The 16,959-nt window shown below is 72.2% G+C and carries 20 protein-coding genes; 13 read left to right on the forward strand and 7 right to left on the reverse strand.

Annotated features, from left to right (window positions below; all coding sequences use genetic code 11):
• Window positions 1–62: 62 nt before the first annotated feature.
• The 3 genes from ACQVFL_RS13615 to prcA all read left to right on the forward strand — a co-directional run bounded on the left by ACQVFL_RS13615 (window position 63) and on the right by prcA (window position 1,900).
• On the forward strand, window positions 63–245 hold the full coding sequence (locus ACQVFL_RS13615; protein ID WP_431729827.1) for an endonuclease domain-containing protein: 183 nt from the start codon (window positions 63–65) through the stop codon (window positions 243–245).
• Window positions 164–1,003 carry a proteasome subunit beta gene (gene prcB, locus ACQVFL_RS13620; RefSeq protein WP_396693686.1) on the forward strand — a complete coding sequence of 280 codons (840 nt, stop codon included), beginning with the start codon at window positions 164–166 and terminating at the stop codon, window positions 1,001–1,003. Before ACQVFL_RS13615 ends, prcB begins: the two co-directional genes overlap by 82 nt.
• 63 nt (window positions 1,004–1,066) lie before the next feature.
• Window positions 1,067–1,900 (forward strand): proteasome subunit alpha, encoded by an 834-nt coding sequence (prcA, locus tag ACQVFL_RS13625; RefSeq protein ID WP_396693684.1) that lies wholly within the window; start codon window positions 1,067–1,069, stop codon window positions 1,898–1,900.
• Window positions 1,901–2,002: 102 nt separating this feature from the next.
• Here prcA and ACQVFL_RS13630 read toward each other — a convergent pair whose 3' ends face one another.
• Genes ACQVFL_RS13630 through rfbB form a run of 6 tightly spaced genes read right to left on the reverse strand, consistent with a single transcriptional unit; the run spans window position 2,003 to window position 7,264 of the window.
• Window positions 2,003–3,031, reverse strand: a complete 1,029-nt coding sequence (locus ACQVFL_RS13630; protein ID WP_431729524.1) for a glycosyltransferase family 2 protein — start codon at window positions 3,029–3,031, stop codon at window positions 2,003–2,005.
• Window positions 3,028–4,329: a lipopolysaccharide biosynthesis protein gene (locus tag ACQVFL_RS13635; protein ID WP_431729525.1), complete on the reverse strand. Its 1,302-nt coding sequence runs from the start codon at window positions 4,327–4,329 to the stop codon at window positions 3,028–3,030. The genes ACQVFL_RS13630 and ACQVFL_RS13635 overlap by 4 nt, the downstream gene beginning before the upstream one ends.
• Window positions 4,326–5,027, reverse strand: coding sequence for a glycosyltransferase family 2 protein (locus ACQVFL_RS13640; RefSeq protein ID WP_396693680.1), 702 nt, complete (start codon window positions 5,025–5,027; stop codon window positions 4,326–4,328). Before ACQVFL_RS13640 ends, ACQVFL_RS13635 begins: the two co-directional genes overlap by 4 nt.
• Window positions 5,020–5,391 (reverse strand): DUF2304 domain-containing protein, encoded by a 372-nt coding sequence (locus tag ACQVFL_RS13645; RefSeq protein WP_431729526.1) that lies wholly within the window; start codon window positions 5,389–5,391, stop codon window positions 5,020–5,022. The genes ACQVFL_RS13640 and ACQVFL_RS13645 overlap by 8 nt, the downstream gene beginning before the upstream one ends.
• Window positions 5,388–6,266, reverse strand: a complete 879-nt coding sequence (gene rfbD, locus ACQVFL_RS13650; RefSeq protein ID WP_431729527.1) for a dTDP-4-dehydrorhamnose reductase — start codon at window positions 6,264–6,266, stop codon at window positions 5,388–5,390. The genes ACQVFL_RS13645 and rfbD overlap by 4 nt, the downstream gene beginning before the upstream one ends.
• On the reverse strand, window positions 6,263–7,264 hold the full coding sequence (gene rfbB, locus ACQVFL_RS13655; RefSeq protein ID WP_431729528.1) for a dTDP-glucose 4,6-dehydratase: 1,002 nt from the start codon (window positions 7,262–7,264) through the stop codon (window positions 6,263–6,265). Before rfbB ends, rfbD begins: the two co-directional genes overlap by 4 nt.
• 84 nt (window positions 7,265–7,348) lie before the next feature.
• On the opposite strand from rfbB, the gene rfbA reads away from it, so the two are divergent.
• The 4 genes from rfbA (at window position 7,349) to ACQVFL_RS13675 (ending at window position 10,546) form a co-directional block, all read left to right on the forward strand.
• Window positions 7,349–8,260 (forward strand): glucose-1-phosphate thymidylyltransferase RfbA, encoded by a 912-nt coding sequence (gene rfbA, locus ACQVFL_RS13660; RefSeq protein ID WP_431729529.1) that lies wholly within the window; start codon window positions 7,349–7,351, stop codon window positions 8,258–8,260.
• Window positions 8,257–8,874: a dTDP-4-dehydrorhamnose 3,5-epimerase family protein gene (locus ACQVFL_RS13665; RefSeq protein WP_431729530.1), complete on the forward strand. Its 618-nt coding sequence runs from the start codon at window positions 8,257–8,259 to the stop codon at window positions 8,872–8,874. The genes rfbA and ACQVFL_RS13665 overlap by 4 nt, the downstream gene beginning before the upstream one ends.
• Window positions 8,875–8,943: 69 nt before the next feature.
• Window positions 8,944–10,302 carry a Pup--protein ligase gene (pafA, locus tag ACQVFL_RS13670; protein WP_431729531.1) on the forward strand — a complete coding sequence of 453 codons (1,359 nt, stop codon included), beginning with the start codon at window positions 8,944–8,946 and terminating at the stop codon, window positions 10,300–10,302.
• 58 nt (window positions 10,303–10,360) lie between these two features.
• Window positions 10,361–10,546 (forward strand): hypothetical protein, encoded by a 186-nt coding sequence (locus tag ACQVFL_RS13675; protein ID WP_396693668.1) that lies wholly within the window; start codon window positions 10,361–10,363, stop codon window positions 10,544–10,546.
• A 143-nt stretch (window positions 10,547–10,689) separates the two neighbouring features.
• Here ACQVFL_RS13675 and ACQVFL_RS13680 read toward each other — a convergent pair whose 3' ends face one another.
• Complete coding sequence (locus ACQVFL_RS13680) at window positions 10,690–11,802, reverse strand: DUF3866 family protein (RefSeq protein ID WP_396693666.1); 1,113 nt, start codon at window positions 11,800–11,802, stop codon at window positions 10,690–10,692.
• A 170-nt stretch (window positions 11,803–11,972) separates the two neighbouring features.
• Here ACQVFL_RS13680 and ACQVFL_RS13685 point away from each other — a divergent pair, with 170 nt between their 5' ends.
• The 6 genes from ACQVFL_RS13685 (at window position 11,973) to ACQVFL_RS13710 (ending at window position 16,838) form a co-directional block, all read left to right on the forward strand.
• Entirely contained in the window at window positions 11,973–12,962 is a 990-nt protein-coding gene (locus tag ACQVFL_RS13685; protein WP_431729532.1) for a helix-turn-helix transcriptional regulator, read from the forward strand.
• 99 nt (window positions 12,963–13,061) lie between these two features.
• Window positions 13,062–14,066: a helix-turn-helix transcriptional regulator gene (locus ACQVFL_RS13690; RefSeq protein ID WP_431729533.1), complete on the forward strand. Its 1,005-nt coding sequence runs from the start codon at window positions 13,062–13,064 to the stop codon at window positions 14,064–14,066.
• Window positions 14,067–14,076: 10 nt separating this feature from the next.
• Window positions 14,077–14,325, forward strand: coding sequence for a hypothetical protein (locus ACQVFL_RS13695; RefSeq protein WP_431729534.1), 249 nt, complete (start codon window positions 14,077–14,079; stop codon window positions 14,323–14,325).
• A gap of 179 nt (window positions 14,326–14,504) precedes the next feature.
• Window positions 14,505–14,825, forward strand: a complete 321-nt coding sequence (gene tatA / locus ACQVFL_RS13700) for a Sec-independent protein translocase subunit TatA (protein ID WP_131052329.1) — start codon at window positions 14,505–14,507, stop codon at window positions 14,823–14,825.
• A gap of 18 nt (window positions 14,826–14,843) precedes the next feature.
• Complete coding sequence (gene tatC, locus ACQVFL_RS13705) at window positions 14,844–15,794, forward strand: twin-arginine translocase subunit TatC (protein ID WP_431729535.1); 951 nt, start codon at window positions 14,844–14,846, stop codon at window positions 15,792–15,794.
• A 99-nt stretch (window positions 15,795–15,893) separates the two neighbouring features.
• Window positions 15,894–16,838, forward strand: a complete 945-nt coding sequence (locus ACQVFL_RS13710; protein ID WP_431729536.1) for a diacylglycerol kinase — start codon at window positions 15,894–15,896, stop codon at window positions 16,836–16,838.
• The last annotated feature ends 121 nt before the right edge of the window (window positions 16,839–16,959 follow it).

A 16,959-nucleotide genomic window follows, 5' to 3' on the forward strand; every position in this document is an offset into this window, starting at 1 on the left:
TCGGCGCGGCCTGTGGTGAACCCGATCCGGAACTTGTGGACCACGATCATCGCACCGGGTGGGTGCGCGGGATAATCTGCTTCAACTGCACCGGTGGTCTTGGCCAGTTCCGTGACAGTCCTACGAGGCTGGCCAGGGCCATCACGTACCTGAGAGGAACCACGTGGCAGCGGGTTTTGATCCATCCGGGCGTCTACCAGATGTGTTCACCAACGCGGGGACGTCCTCCTTCACCACGTTCCTGAGCAAGGTGGCCCCCGAGTTGCTGCCCGGCCGCCGGCCGCTGCCGCCGGGCATGGCCGCCGACCTGGCCCCGCACGCCACCACGATCGTCGCCATCGTCGCCGACGGCGGTGTGGTGATGGCCGGCGACCGGCGGGCCACCATGGGCAACCTGATCGCGCAGCGCGACATCGAGAAGGTCCACCCCGCCGACGCGTACTCGCTGGTGGGGATCGCCGGGACCGCCGGGATCGGCATCGAGCTGATGCGGCTGTTCCAGGTGGAGCTGGAGCACTACGAGAAGATCGAGGGCGCCATGCTCTCGCTCGACGGCAAGGCCAACCGGCTCGCCGCGATGATCCGGGGCAACCTCGGGGCGGCGATGCAGGGGCTGGCCGTGATCCCCTTGTTCGCCGGCTTCGACCTGGCCGCCAAGGACCCGGCGCGGGCCGGGCGCATCTTCAGCTTCGACGTGACCGGCGGCCCCTACGAGGAGACCGGCTACGACGCGATCGGCTCGGGTTCGCTGTTCGCCCGGTCGGCGCTGAAGAAGCGGTTCCGGCCCGGGCTCTCCGTCGACGACGCGACGCGGCTGGCGGTGGAGGCGCTCTACGACGCCGCCGACGACGACACCGCGACCGGCGGCCCCGACCTGACCCGGCGGATCTTCCCGGTGGTGATGACCGCGACGGCGGAGGGGACGTACCGGCTGACCGACGCGGAGACGGCGGCGCTCGGCGAGAGCGTGGTCGCCGGCCGGATGGAGAATCCGGGCGGCTGAGCCCGTCCCCACCCCACCTGAACGCAGTTCCCCCAGCACAGCGCCCGAAGGAGAGCCGCCGCCGTGGCCATGCAGTTCTACGCCTCGCCCGAACAGATCATGCGCGACCGTTCCGAGCTGGCCCGCAAGGGCATCGCCCGGGGGCGCAGCGCGGTGGTCCTGAGCTACGCCGGTGGGGTGCTCTTCGTCGCGGAGAACCTCTCCAGCACCCTGCACAAGGTCGGCGAGATCTACGACCGGATCGGCTTCGCGGCCGTCGGTCGCTACAACGAGTTCGAGAACCTGCGCCGGGCCGGGGTGCGGATGGCCGACCTCAACGGGTTGAGCTACGACCGGCGCGACGTCACCGGCCTGGCGCTGGCCAACACGTTCGCGCAGATCCTCGGCACGATCTTCACCGAGCAGTCCAAGCCCTTCGAGGTGGAGATCTGCGTCGCCGAGGTGGGTGCCACCTCGGAGGACGACTCGCTCTACCGACTCACCTACGACGGGTCGGTGACCGACGAGCCGGGCCGGATGGCGATGGGCGGCCAGGCCGACGCGATCTCCGGGGTGCTCAAGTCGAACCACCGGCCGGACATGTCGCTGGGCGAGGCGGTGAAGGTGGCGGTGCAGGCGCTGGGCAGTGTCGGTGGCGAGGGCGGCGCCGCCCGGACGATCGCCGCCGACCAACTGGAGGTCGCGGTCCTGGACCGCAACCGGGTGGGGCGTACCTTCCGGCGGATCACCGGCGCGGCGCTGACCGGGCTGCTCGACGGCGGCGCGGAAGGCGAGGCGGCGGCGGAGGGGGACCGGGCGGAGACCCCGACCACTCCGACCGAGGAGGCGCACAAGCCGACCACTTCGGCCGGTTCGGCGGACCTGGAGGACAAGCCGGCCGACAAGCCGGACGCCTGACGCCCTGCCGAGCTGGAGTTCCCCGGCGCCCGACAGTTCGCAACCGTCGGGCGCCGCGTCGTTTCCGCAAGTCCCCGATCGCGACCGTCGTCGGGCGGTGAATCAGCGACGCGCGAGCAGCGGTCGCACCAGCGCCCACCAGGCGGCGGCGAGGGCGTTGAAGACACCCATCCCCGGCGGCGCGGCCACGTTGGAGGGGGCCACCCGGGCGGTCATCAGGTCGGCGATCGCGCCGTCGCCGACGGTGCGCTCCGACTGCAACCGACGGCGGCGGGCGCGTACCCAGTCGCGGTGACGCCACAGCCAGCCCCAGCCGCGCGTCTTCTGCCGGGACCAACCGCCGGCGAGCGCGGCGGCCAGCATCGCGACCTCGGTGAGCAGCAGCATCGGCGCCAGCAGCGCCAGGGTACGGCCCTGGTAGGCGGTGAGCAGGGTCAGCAGCCGGTTGCGTTCGACCAGGTAGAGCTTGAGGTCGTTGCGGGAGAACTCGTAGTGGTGCCGCACCACGGCGTCCGGCACGTACTCCACCCGTAGGCCGCGTTGCCACAGCCGCAGGCTGAGCTCGGTGTCCTCGTGGTAGGCGAAGTACTCGGTGGGGAAACCGCCCAGCTCGGTCCAGCGGGACCGGCCGATCACGAAACAGCAGCCGCTCAGCGACGGTACGACGGTCCGTCGGGCGTGCGCGCTCGCGGGTTCGCCGTTGCCGCCCGCCCACGACAGACCGGTGAAGTGCAGCGGGTTGCCGGAGGTGTTGATCAGGTCGGGGTCGTGGGCGAGCCGGATGGAGGCCATCGCCGCGCCGACGCCCGGTTCGGCGGCCACCGCGACCACCTTCGCGAGCGCGTCGGGGGCGACCACGGCATCGGAGTTGACGAAGGCGAGCCAGTCGCCGGTGGCCTCGGCCGCGCCGACGTTGCAGCCGCCGGAGTAGCCGGTGTTCTCGTCCGGCCGGATCACCCGGACCCCGGGCAGGCCCTTGACCACGTCGATGCCGTCGCCGGTGCAGCCGTTGTCCACCACCACCAGGTCGAGGTCGACGCCGGTGCTGGCCAGGACCGCCTCGGCGGCGTCGACCAGCCAGGGCTCGGGGCCGTAGGCGAGCATCACCGCGGTCACGCGGGGGTGGCTCATCGGATGCCTCCGGGGGTGCTCGCGGACACCGGGACCGCGACGGGCGGGGTGGGGGTGGCGGTGTCCCGGCGCAGCCGGGTGAGCATCACCGCGACGACCACCAGGGATCCCACCGTGTAGCCGAGCTCGACGCGCAGCGCGACGCTGAGCGGGGCGAGGGTGGCGGCGACCAGCGCGGCGACCCCGGCGACCCACGCCACGGCTTGCGCCTGGTGCTGGTCGCGGGCGAGCAGCGCCTGCCCGAGGACCATCGCCCACAGATAGGCCAGGGTGGCCAGGCCGAGCCAGGCGAAGTCGCCGTGACCGAGGACGTCCGGGGCGTCGAAGAGGATCCGGACCAGCCACGGACCGAGCAGCGCGCCCAGCACGCCGCCGACCAGCCCGAGCGCGGTGACCACGGCCAGGGCCCGGCGCAGCAGCGTGCCGAAGGCCGCCTGGTCGCCGGTGGCGGCGGCGGTGGAGAGGCCGGGCAGCAGCGCGGCCTGCATCGAGCCGAACACGAACAACGGGATGCGGACCAGCACCAGCGCGGAGAGCAGCGCACCGGCGGTCGCCACGTCGGCCGGGGCGAGCAGCCGTACGTTGATCACGCCGACGTTGACCACGACCTGCGCAAGCAGGCTGGAGACGGTGAGCAGGGCCAGCCCGCGCAGCAGGGCCGGCCAGGGCAGGGCCGTGCCCCCACCGGCCGCCCGGATCACCGGCGGCACGGTCGACGCGACGCCCACCAGCGGAGCCACGACCAGCACCAGCGCGTACGCCATCGGGGAGTCGACCCCGGCCAGGCCGAGGAGGGCCACCAACCCGATGCGCAGCCCGCCGTCGATCCCGAGTTGGCTGCCGTACCAGCCGAACTGCCGCAGCCCGGAGAGCACGCCCCGGGTGGTGTGTGCCACCGCCAGCGCGGCGAGCGCGCCGCAGAGCGCCCACACCAGCCGGGTGTCACCGGCGAAGAGACGGTCGGCGAGCAGGTCGGCGGCGGCGACGCAGACCAGCACGAGCAGGCCCAGCGTGACGGCGGCGACGGCGGCGCCCCGGACCAGCACCGGACCGGGCGGCAACCCACGGGTACGTCGGGCCGCGACCAGCCGGGCCACCTCCTGCTCGACCGGCAGGAACACGCCGAGGCCCACGGTGAACACGAAGGACCAGAGCACCGACAGCGACGAGTAGTCCCCGGCGGTGAGGTTGTGCCCGGCCACCGCCAGGTGCACGTACGAGGCCAGGCCGACGATGGCCAGACCGGCGCCGACCGGGACGGTGCCGGGCGGGACGAGACGGATCAGGCGATCGATCACCGGCGGATGAGGGCCAGCGTGAGCACGGCCAGCGCCCGGCCGAGGTAGATCATCGCCTTGGCGGGGGAGTGGCTCGGGGTGCCGGCCATCCGCCGCCGCATCGCCACCGGCACCTGCTGGATGCGGTAACCCCGGCGGGCGGTGTGCACCAGCGTCTCGACGGTGTCGCCGAGGTACTCGGCCGGATACCACTGGGCGAACATCTCGATCATCCGTCGGTTGGCGGCGCGGAAACCCGAGGTGGTGTCGGTCAGCGTGGTGCCGGACAGGCCGGAGAGCACCGTCGACAGCATCCCCATCGCCCAGCGTCGGGGCCCCCGCACGCGGTACTCGCCCTCACCGGCGAACCGGGCACCGATCACCAGGTCGTACTCGTCGAGCAGGTCGACCAGCTTCGGCACGTACCGGGGGTCGTGCTGACCGTCGGCGTCGATCTGGACCGCCACGTCGTAGTCGTGGTCGTGGGCGTACCGGTAGCCGAGGCGCATGGCGCCGCCGACACCGAGGTTGTACGGCAGCCGGGCGACCCGGGCACCGGCGGCGGCGGCCACCGCGGCGGTGCGGTCGGTGGAGCCGTCGTCCACCACGAGCACGTCGACGCCGGGCAACTCGCCGCGGACCTCGCGGACCACGTCGGCGATCGACCCGGCCTCGTTCAGCGCCGGGATGATGACCAGGAGGCGCTTGCCGTTAACCATCGCGGGACACCAGCTCTTCCCGTACCGCCCGGTCGGCCTCGAACTCGGCGCGGATCAGCGCGACCTCCTCGGCCAGCGTGCGGGTCTCCTCCTCCAGCGCACTGACCTCCCAGCTCAGGTGGATGCAGACGAGCAGGAGGAAGACGATGCCGAGGAAGAGCACGAGGCTGACGCCGGAGGCCACGCCGAGCAGGTCGGCGACGCCGTCGAGCAGCCGGGGGAACAGCGACAGGGGGATGACCACGAACAGCAGCCCGAGCCAGAGCATGCCGTACTTCTCGCGTAGCTGTCGGCGGCGCAGCAACTCGACGATCGTGGCCAACAGGACCAGACCGGTCAAGCCGGTGATCAGGGTGAGCTTCATGCGACCTTCCACGGGGAGGGTGGAGCGGCGGGGGCGAGCGCGTCGCTCAGTGTGGCGTGCCAGTCCGGTAGGGGTGACAGCCCGGCGGCGGCCCATCGGTCGTGCCCTAGCACACTGTACGCCGGTCGCGCGGCGGGACGCGGGAAGCGGTCGCTGGTGATCGGCCGGATCCGGTCCGAATCGAGCCCGTGCAGGGCGAACGCGGCCCGGGCCAGCCCGTACCAGGTGGTCTCGCCGGCACAGGTGCCGTGATAGACCCCGGGGGTCGCGCGACCGGCCAGGGCCGCCCCGGCCAGCGCCACCACCTGCCGTGCCAACGCGCGGGACCAGGTGGGCTGGCCCCGCTGGTCGTCCACCACGTCGAGGAACTCGCGCTGGTCTGCCAGGCCGAGCATGGTGCTGACGAAGTTGCGCCCGTGGGTGCCGTACAACCAGGCGGTGCGGACCACGTAGCCGGCGTCGGGCAGCAACCGGGTCACGGCCAGTTCCCCGGCGAGCTTGCTCCGGCCGTACGCGTTGATCGGCGCGGTGGGCGTGTCCTCCCGGTACGGGGTGTCCGCGTGGCCGGGGAAGACGTAGTCGGTGGAGATCTGGATCAGGCGGGCGCCGTGCGCGGCGCAGGCCCGGGCGAGGTGCGCCACCGCCTCGCCGTTGACACGGGTGGCCGCCGTCTCGTCCGACTCGGCACCGTCGACGTCGGTCCACGCGGCGGCGTTGACCACCACGTCGTGTCCGGTCACCGCGGCGTGCACGGCGGCGGCGTCGGTGACGTCGAGCTCGGCCCGGGTGGCGGGGGTCACCGTGTGCTCGGCGGCGAGGACCGCCACCAGGTCCCGGCCGAGCATCCCACCGGCACCCGTCACCAGCGCCCTCACGCGGACTGCGCCCGGGTCAGCGGTTCCCACCAGGACCGGTTGTTCCGGTACCAGCCGACGGTGTCGGCGAGGCCGGCCTCCAGCGGGATGCTGGGGGCGTACCCCAGCTCCTTGTTGATCTTCGAGATGTCCAGCGAGTAGCGGCGGTCGTGGCCCTTGCGGTCGGGCACCGCCACCACCCGGTCCCAGTCGGCGCCGCACGCGTCGAGCAGCAGCGCGGTCAGCTCCTTGTTGGTCAGCTCGGTGCCGCCGCCGATGTGGTAGACCTCGCCGGCGCGACCCTTCTGCTGCACCAGCGCGATGCCCCGGCAGTGGTCGTGCACGTGCAGCCAGTCCCGCACGTTGCCGCCGTCGCCGTAGAGCGGCACGGTCCGCCCGTCGAGCAGGTTGGTCACGAACAGTGGGATGACCTTCTCCGGGAACTGGTACGGCCCGTAGTTGTTGGAGCAGCGGGTCACCACCACGTCCAGACCGTGCGTGCGGTGGTACGCCAACGCCAGCAGGTCCGAGCCGGCCTTCGACGCCGAGTACGGCGAGTTGGGCGCCAGCGGCCAGTCCTCGGTCCACGAGCCGTCCGCGATCGAGCCGTACACCTCGTCGGTCGAGACGTGCACGAACCGACCCGTGCCGTGCCGCAGCGCGGCGTCGAGCAGCGTCTGGGTGCCCAGCACGTTGGTGGTGACGAACGGCGCGGCCCCGGCGATCGAGCGGTCGACGTGCGACTCGGCGGCGAAGTGCACGATGACGTCGTGTCCGGGGACGACCTCGTCCACGACCTCGGCGTGGCGGATGTCACCCGACACGAAACGTAGTCGCGGGTCGTCGCGGACCGGGTCGAGGTTCGCCAGATTGCCGGAGTACGTCAGAGCGTCCAGCACGGTGACGACGGTGGGCTCCACCGGGGGCACCCCCTGCGCGCTGCCGCCGGGTGCCCCGAGCAGCATTCGGACGTATTCCGAACCGATGAAGCCGGCGCCGCCGGTGACCAGGATCCTCACGGATCCGGAAGTCTACGCGAATCCCCCGCAATGCAGCGGTTGCGCCGCGTGGCCTGCGCCGGTTACTCCCGGTACGCTCCCCGGGTGCGTGGAATCCTGCTCGCCGGCGGCACCGGTAGCCGACTGTGGCCGATCACTCGGGCGGTGTCGAAGCAGCTCATGCCGGTCTTCGACAAACCGATGATCTACTATCCGCTCTCCACCCTGGTGATGGCCGGGGTGCGGGAGATCCTGGTGATCACCACCCCCGAGGAACAGGGCCAGTTCCAGCGCCTGCTCGGCGACGGCAGCCAGTTCGGGCTGCGCCTGGAGTACGTCGCCCAACCGCGCCCGGAGGGCATCGCCCAGGCGTTCGTGCTCGGCGCGGACTTCATCGGTGACGAGGCCGTCGCGTTGATCCTGGGCGACAACATCTTCCACGGCGTCGGACTGGGCGGCCAGCTCGCCGCCGCGGGCGACCCGGTCGGCGGGCGGATCTTCGCCTACCCGGTGGCCAACCCGCAGGCGTACGGCGTCGTGCACTTCGACGACGACGGTCGGGTGTTGTCGATCGAGGAGAAGCCGGCCCGGCCCAAGTCCCGGTACGCCGTGCCCGGGCTGTACTTCTACGACAACCGGGTGGTGCAGATCGCCCGTGGCCTCACCCCGAGCGTCCGGGGCGAGCTGGAGATCACCGCGGTCAACGAGGCGTACCGGCTGGCCGGGGAGCTGTCGGTGACCGTGCTGGACCGGGGCACCGCCTGGCTGGACACCGGCACCTTCACCTCGCTGATGCAGGCCGCCGAGTTCGTCCGGGTCATCGAGGAACGGCAGGGCATGAAGATCGGCTGTGTCGAGGAGGTGGCCTGGCGGGCCGGCCTGATCGACGACGCGCAGTTGCGCACGCTGGCCGAGCCGCTGACCAAGAGCGGGTACGGCGACTACCTGCTCGACCTGCTCGCCCGCGAACGCGGCGACCAGGCCGACCGGACCGTGCCGGTGCAGGTGACCCCGTGAAGATCCGGCCGTTGAGCATCGAGGGCGCCTGGGAGATCGTCCCGCAGAAACACGGCGACGCGCGCGGGCTGTTCCTGGAGTGGTACCGCTTCGACCGGCTCGCCGAGGCGGTCGGGCACCCGCTGCGGCTGGCGCAGGGCAACCTCTCCGTGTCGGCCCGCGACGTGGTGCGGGGCATCCACTTCGCCGACGTACCGCCCGGCCAGGCCAAGTACGTCACCTGTGTCCGGGGCGCGGTGCTCGACGTGGTGGTGGACCTGCGGGTCGGCTCGCCGACCTTCGGCCGCTGGGAGGGCGTACGCCTGGACGACGTGGACCGGCGCGCGGTCTACCTGGCCGAGGGGCTCGGTCACGGCTTCTGCGCGTTGACCGACGACGCGACGCTCAGTTACGTCTGCTCGACCACCTACAACCCCACCGGCGAGCACGCGGTGCACCCTCTCGACGAGGAGCTGGGCATCGACTGGCCGACCGGATCACCGCAGCTCTCCGACCGCGACGCCGCCGCGCCGCGCCTCGCCGAGGCGCGGCAGCGGGGGCTGCTGCCGGACTACGACACGTGTCGGGCGTACACGGCGGGCCTGGCCGGCGCGGGGCTTCCCGGGGGGTCCTGACCGACCGGGACCGACACGTACGGGCCGCGACAGTGACGAAGTGGGCCTCGGTACGGCTAATGTCTCATCATGGAGCGGCGAATCTTCGGTCTGGAGACCGAGTACGGCGTCACCTGCACCTACCGTGGGCAGCGGCGGCTGTCCCCTGACGAGGTAGCCAGATACCTGTTCCGCCGAGTGGTGTCCTGGGGCCGGTCGAGCAACGTCTTCCTCCGCAACGGCGCACGCCTCTATCTCGACGTCGGCTCGCACCCCGAGTACGCCACCCCGGAATGCGACTCGGTGGTCGACCTGGTCGCCCACGACCGGGCCGGTGAGCGGATCCTGGAGGGGCTGCTCATCGACGCGGAGAAGCGGCTGCACGACGAGGGCATCGCCGGTGAGATCTATCTGTTCAAGAACAACACCGACTCGGCCGGCAACTCCTACGGCTGCCACGAGAACTACCTGGTGTCCCGGCACGGGGAGTTCGGCCGGCTCGCCGACGTCCTGATCCCTTTCCTGGTCACCCGGCAGTTGATCTGCGGCGCCGGCAAGGTGTTGCAGACGCCGCGCGGTGCCGTCTACTGCCTGTCCCAGCGGGCCGAGCACATCTGGGAGGGCGTCTCGTCGGCGACCACCCGCAGCCGCCCGATCATCAACACCCGGGACGAGCCGCACGCCGACGCCGAGCGGTACCGCCGCCTGCACGTCATCGTCGGCGACTCCAACATGAACGAGGTCACCACGCTGCTCAAGGTCGGCACCGCCGACATCGTGCTGCGGATGATCGAGGCCGGGGTGGTGATGCGCGACCTCACCCTGGAGAACCCGATCCGGGCCATCCGCGAGGTGTCACACGACATCACCGGCCGCCGCAAGGTGCGGCTGGCCTCCGGCAAGGAGATCAGCGCCCTGGAGATCCAGCAGGAGTACCTCTCCAAGGCGACCGAGTTCGTCGAGCGGCGCGGTGGCGACCAGACCGCCAAGCGGGTCGTCGAGCTGTGGGGCCGGGTGCTGAACGCGGTGGAGAGCGGTGACCTGGAGCCGGTCTCCCGCGAGATCGACTGGGTGACCAAGCTCCGGCTGATCGAGCGCTACCAGCGCAAGCACGACCTGCCGCTGTCACACCCCCGGGTGGCCCAGATGGACCTCGCCTACCACGACCTGCGTCGCGGGCGCGGCCTCTACGCCCTGCTGGAGCGGCGCGGCGACGTGGACCGGGTCGCCACCGACCCGGAGATCTTCGAGGCGAAGGAGACGCCGCCGCAGACCACCCGGGCCCGGCTGCGGGGCGAGTTCATCCGGCACGCCCAGGAGAAGCGGCGGGACTTCACCGTCGACTGGGTGCACCTCAAGCTCAACGACCAGGCGCAACGCACCGTGCTGTGCAAGGACCCGTTCCGGGCGTACGACGAGCGGGTGGAGCGGTTGATCGCCAGCATGTGACCCGGTCCTGCCCGGGTCCGTCCGCGCGCCGGACGGGCCCGGGTACGCTGGTCGGGCCATGCTTCCTCCCGAACCCCCCACCCCCGGCACCGAGCGGCAGAGTTGGCTCGAACGCCGCCGCGAGAAGGTGCGCGCCGAGGTCGAGCGCAACCGTCGAGGCGAGTACACCGTCCCCACCTGGGTGCTCGCGCTGGCCCTGGCCGCGATGGTCGGCGGCTGGCTAGCCCTGATCATCTTCGCCTGAGCGGTGTACTGAGTTGTAAGGAAGGGCCCCCTTCCAACGCCTGCGGTATAGCAGGGGACCCCTGCTAACACGCTCCGCGAATCCCTGCTCACGGCGTTGTCCGCGTGGGGTGCCAGCACGATGCACTGGCGGCGTCGGGTGCCTCAGGAAACGGTGGGCGGTGGGGACGTCGTCGAGGTGAGGCCGGCCGCGTGCCGTCCGGCTGCCGCAGCGGCCAGGAAGTAGGCGTGGTCGGCGTCCAGACCGCGCCCCATCGTCGACAGCGGCACCGGGCTGCGCCGCAACGCCGCGTCCAGGCCCGCGTCGTCGACCCGTACCAGCGTGTGCCGGTCGGCCAGCGGCGCGAGCGCGGCGTCGACCTCGGCCGCCAGCGTCGGGTCCAGGCCCTCGGGCACCACCAGATCCGCACGGGCCAGCGCCACCCGCCCGTACGAGGTCAGGCTGTGGTGTGAGACGCCCCGGTGCCGGGGCCGGGGGTCGGCGTCGGAGATCCGGAGCGAGCCGATCGGCCGCCCGCCCAGCGCGGCGACGGCGTTGACCGCCTCGCCCACGGCGACCCCGGAGAAACCCCACCGGGTGCCGGTGCCCAGGTTGCCCGGGCCCTGCGCCACCACGGCGACGTCGGCGTGCAGGACGTGCCGGGCGGCGAGCAGCCCGCTGTGCAGGGTCGACGCCTCCAGGTCACCGCCGAACGCCTGCCCGACGCTGATCGTGCCGACCAACTCGTCGCGCAGCCCGGCCAGCGTCCGGGAGAACCAGGCGGGCAGCGCCCCACCGTCGGTGAGCAGGTACGCCACCCGGGCGTGCGACGCGTCGGCCCGGATGCCGGCCAGGATCGCCGGCAGCGCCGAGTGCAGGTCGGCGGTCACCACCGGCAGACCACCCAGGTCCTCGGCGGCGGCCAGCACCTCCCGGTGCGGCGACGCCTCCTCGTCCACCCCGAGCAGGATCGGCTGCAACGGGGTGTAGCGCGCCTTGACCAGGTGCCCCGCGTCGCGGGAGTCGAGGGCCTGCGGCGGGTCCGGCGGCAACCGGTCGGGCACCGCCACCACCAGGGCGTACCCGCCGGTGCCCAGACCCATCAGCAGCGCTCCGGCGTTGAGCAGCACCCGGTCGCCGGGCTCGGGCTCACCGACCAGTTCCGGGTACGCCAACGCGCGCATCGATGTGCCGTCGGCCAGCTCGACGTCGAGTTCCACGGCACCGGTCCACCGTCGCCGCAGCGCCGCCACCACGCCTGCCCGCCATCGCACCATGCCCGCACGCTAACCCGCACCCTGCCGCCCGCTCACGCCCGGGTACGGATGTAAGGAAGGGACCCTTCCTATACACGAGGCGTTAGCAGGGGACCCTTCCTTACATCCGGAGGCATCCGGGGGCGGCGCGGGTGCGTGGCGGGAGCGGCGCGGCTGCTAGCGTCTACGCCGTGTCGCGAAGTCGCACCGAACGCCTGGTCAACCTGGTGATCTGCCTGCTGTCCACGCGGCGGTTCCTGACCGCTGCGCAGATCGCCGCGACCGTGCCCGGCTACGAGCACCACCCCGACGACGCCCGGGAACACGAGGCGTTCCAGCGCAAGTTCGAGCGTGACAAGGCCGAACTGCGGGAGTTGGGCGTACCGCTGGAAACCGGGACGGCGAGCGCCTTCGATACCGAGCCGGGTTACCGGATCGCCCAGCGTGAGTACGCCCTTCCCGACATTCCCCTGAAACCGGACGAGGCCGCAGCGGTCGGCATCGCCGCACGGTTGTGGCAGCACGCCGGCCTGGCCGCCGCCGCTTCCTCCGGGTTGGCGAAGCTGCGCGCCGCCGGGGTGGACGTGGACCCACAGGCCACCCTCGGCCTGGAGCCCATGGTGACGGTCGACCCGGCGTTCGCCCCGCTGACCGCCGCCGCGCGGGACCGGCGCGAGGTCCGGTTCGACTACCGGGTACCGGACCAGGACGCCCCCACCCGCCGCCGGCTGCAACCGTGGGGGGTGGTCTGCTGGCGTGGCCGGTGGTACGTGGTCGGCCACGACCTGGACCGCGACGCCACCCGCTGCTTCCGGCTGTCCCGGGTCGCCGGTCCGGTCCGGGCCACCGGCGCGTCGGGCGCCTACCAGCCGCCGGCCGACGTCGACCTGATCAGCCACGTGGCCCGCTGGTTCGGCCCGGCCGAACGGCCCGGCCGGGCCACCGTGCTCGTGGCCTCGGGGCGGGCCGCCGGGCTGCGCCGCTGGGCGGTGGAGGCGACCGCCGGGCCGGAGGGCGACCGGCTGGTCCTGCCCTACGCCGACGCCGAGTCCCTGGCCGGGCACCTGGTCGGCTACGGGCCCGACGTGCGCGTGCTCGACCCGCCGGAGGTACGTGAGGCGGTCATCCAGCGCCTCAAGGAGATCGCCGTCCGGCACGACGACATGGCGGTGTCGCGGTGAGTGAGCTTGCGAGCCCCGCAGTCGCGAACGAAAGGCCGGCTCGGTGAGCGCGAGGAGTGAGCTTGCGAGGCCCGCAGTCGCGAACGGAAGGCCAATTCGGTGAGTGCGAAGACCTCCTCCCGTACCTCCGCCGACCGGTTGGCGCGGCTGCTCAACCTGGTGCCGTACCTGCTCGCCCGGCCCGGCATCGAGATCGCCGAGGCGGCCGGTGACCTGGGCGTCACGGAGCGCCAGCTCCGCGAGGACCTGGAGTTGCTGTGGGTCTGCGGGCTGCCCGGGTACGGCCCGGGTGACCTGATCGACATGGCCTTCGACGGCGACCGGGTGACGATCACCTACGACGCCGGGATCGACCGGCCGTTGCGACTCACGCCCGACGAGGCGCTGGCCCTGGTGGTGGCGCTGCGGATGCTGGCCGAGACGCCTGGGGTGGCTAACCGGGAGGCGGTGGAACGGGCCCTCGCCAAGATCGAGGACGCCGCCGGTGACCAGGTGGCGGCCCCGGTGGAGGTACGGCTGCCCGGCGACACCGGCCGGGTGGAGCAGCTCCGTGCCGCCGTGGAGGGTGGCCGAGCGCTGCGCATCACGTACTACACGGCGGCGCGGGACGAGACCACCGAACGCGTCATCGACCCGCTACGGGTGCTGATGGTCAGCGGTCGGACGTACGTCGAGGCGTGGTGCCGCCGGGCCGAGGCGGTCCGGTTGTTCCGGGCCGACCGGATCGACGCGGTCACCGAGCTGGCCGAGGCGGCCGTGGTGCCGCCGCAGGCCCGCCCGCAGGACCTCAGCGAGGGCGTGTTCCGGCCCTCGTCGGAGCTGCCGCTGATCACGCTGCGCATCGGCCGGGGGGAGCGGTGGATCACCGAGTACTACCCCTGTGAGCGGATCGAGTCCGACGGCGAACGCTGGGTGGTCTCGCTGCGGGTCACCGACCTGGGCTGGGCCCGCCGGTTCGTGCTCGGCCTCGGGCCGGACGTCGCCGTCGTCGCCCCGACCGAGCTGGCCGAGCAGGTCCGGGACGCGGCAGTGGCAGCGCTGGAGGCGTACGCGACGCCGGTGTCGCCGGGTGCGGACCCGGCGGCGCAGGCGGTCAGGCAGTAGGCTGACGCCCGTGCTGAAGTGGATCGTGCTCGCGCTGGTGCTGGTGCCGTTGGTCGTCCTCGCGCTGGTGGTTCGTCCGGTGCTGGCCCGGTTGCCGCATCTGCGTCGTGCGGTCGGCCGGTTGCAGCGGCGGGCCGACGAGGCCGCCGCGCTGAGTGCCGCCGCGGAGAGCCTCCAACAGCGCGCCGAGAGCCTCCAGAGCCGGTTGGAGACGACCGAACAGCGGCTGACCCTGATCCGCGCGCGCCGGGGCGACTGAGCGCCGACCTGCCCCGATTCCGCCGCACATGATCGATTCGGTGGTTGACGGGATGCTCGTACGTGGTCGAGACTTCACCCACCGGGACGCCCCTTCGCCCGGCGGGTGGCAACAGCCGATGACGCACGTACGATGGGCTGCGGTACACCCTCATCGACACAGAGCGACTGGAGTTTCCCATGGGTGCCCTCAGGCCCTGGCACATCGCCGTACTCGTGGTCGTGATGATCCTGCTCTTCGGTGCGAAGCGGCTTCCCGACGCGGCGCGCTCCCTGGGCCGCTCGCTGCGGATCATCAAGGCGGAGACCAAGAGCCTCGCCGACGACGACCGCGACCTTGCCGGCAAGGCCGACGCGCAGGCCGGCTACCAGCCGTACCCGCCGCAGCAGCCCCAGCAGGCCCCCCAGCAGCCGCCGTACCAGGGCACTGTGCAACCGCCGTACCAGGGTTCCGTGCAGCAGCCGGTCGCCGACCCGGTGCAGCGCGTCCGCGAGAACTGATTCCGGAGGCCGATCACCGTGGCCTTCGGACTCCGCAAACGCGGGCCGAGCAACTTCGAGCGGGCCGCCGACGGCTCGATGACCCTGATCGAGCACTTCCGTGAGCTGCGTAGCCGGCTGTTCAAGGCGTCGCTGGCCATCCTGGTCGGCTTCGGCCTCGGCCTCTGGCTCGCCCGGCCGGTGCTCGACCTGTTGTCCCAGCCGTACTGCCAGTTGCCCGGGAGTACCCTTCCCGACGGTCGATGCAACTTCGTCCAGCTCGGCCCGGCAGACGTCTTCCTGCTCAACCTGAAGATCAGTCTCTGGGTCGGGCTGATCGTCGCCGCGCCGATCTGGCTGTACCAGCTCTGGGCGTTCATTGCTCCGGGCCTGCACCGCAACGAGCGGCGGTACGCGTACGTCTTCACCGCCCTGGCGGCACCGCTGTTCGCGGCCGGCGCGGTGCTGGCGTACTTCGTCACCTCCAAGGGCCTGGAGTTCCTGCTCCAGGTCTCCGGCGACGACATCAACACGACGCTGGACATCACCCGCTACATATCGTTCGTCACCAACCTGATCCTGCTGTTCGGGGTGGCGTTCGAGTTCCCGCTGATCGTGCTGATGCTCAACTTCGTCGGTATCGCCAGCGCGAAGAAGCTGCTCGGCTGGTGGCGGATCGCCGTCTTCCTGTTCTTCGCCTTCGCCGCGGTGGTCACTCCGACGCCGGACCCGTTCGGCATGACCGCGCTGGCACTGTGCCTGTGCGCGCTCTACTTCGCCGCCGTCGGGGTCGCGTTCCTCAACGACAAGCGGCGTGGGCGCGGCAAGGAGGTCTACGCCGGTCTCGACGACGACGAGGTCTCCCCGCTGGAGACCGACCCGGAGCCGGTGCAGGCGGGCGCGCGGGTGGAGGCGTCCAGCCCGATCGACGCTCCCGAGCCGGTCACCGCGCCCCGGCCGATCGAGCGTCGCTTCGACGACGTGACCTGACCCGGACGATCACCACGAACGCCGCTCCCGCCGAGGGGCGGCGTTCGTGCTGTGCGGGCCCGGGGAATTCCGCCTCTTCCCCGCTGACCCCGGGACCGGATGGCGGGTACGGTGCACGCCGTGACCGCAGACGATCACCTCCCGAACCCCGAGGGACCTGTCGCCGTACTGGCGAATCCGACCGCCGGGCGTGGCCGGCACCGGGGTCTGCTGCCGGACCTGGTGGACCGGCTCTCGACCGCCGGGCGCCCGGTGCGGCTGCTGCACGCCGGCAGCGCGCTCGAGGCGGAGACGGCCTGCCGGGCGGCGGTCGCCGAGGGCGTGTCCGCGCTGGTCGCGGTGGGTGGCGACGGCACGGTACACCGGGCGGTGCAGGCGGTGGCCGGCACCACGGTGCCGTTCGCCCCGGTGCCCGCCGGCACCGGCAACGACTTCGCGATCGAGACCGGATTCCCGAGCGACCCGCGCGCGGCGGCGGCCACCATCGCGGCGGCGCTGCGCGAGGGCCGCAGCCGACCGGTCGACCTGGCCAGGATGACCGGGTACGACGACACGGTGCGCTGGTACGGCGCGGTGCTCGCGGCCGGCTTCGACGCGATCGTCAACGAGCGGGCCAACCGGATGCGCCGGCCGAAGGGCGCCCGCCGGTACGACCTGGCGATCCTGGTGGAGTTGGCCCGACTGCGCCCACGCCGGTACACCCTCACCCTCGACGGCGAGCGGGTCGACGTGGACGCGGTGCTGGTGGCGGTCGGCAACAGCGCCAGCTACGGCGGCGGGATGCGGATCTGCCCGGACGCTGACCCGACCGACGGGCTGCTCGACGTGGTGGTCGGCGGCCGGTTCGACCGCCGTACCCTGATCCGGGTGAAGCCGCGCATCTACGCCGGCACGCACGTGGACCACCCGCTGGTACGCACCTACCGCGCCCGCACGGTGACCGTGGCCGCCGAGGGCATCACCACGTACGCCGACGGCGAGCGCTCGCTACCCCTCCCGGTCACCGTCACCGCCGTCCCCGCCGCCCTGAACCTCCTCCGCTGACACCTCTCCCCACCCACCCTCGCAAGCCACCGCCCCGTCCCCGTCGTCCCTGTCGTCCCCGTCGTCCCCGTGATCATGGACTTGTGGTCGCCATTTCGCCACCTCTGTCCGCAATTCAGCT

This window comes from Verrucosispora sp. TAA-831 (genome assembly GCF_050780145.1).
Classification (GTDB): domain Bacteria; phylum Actinomycetota; class Actinomycetes; order Mycobacteriales; family Micromonosporaceae; genus Micromonospora.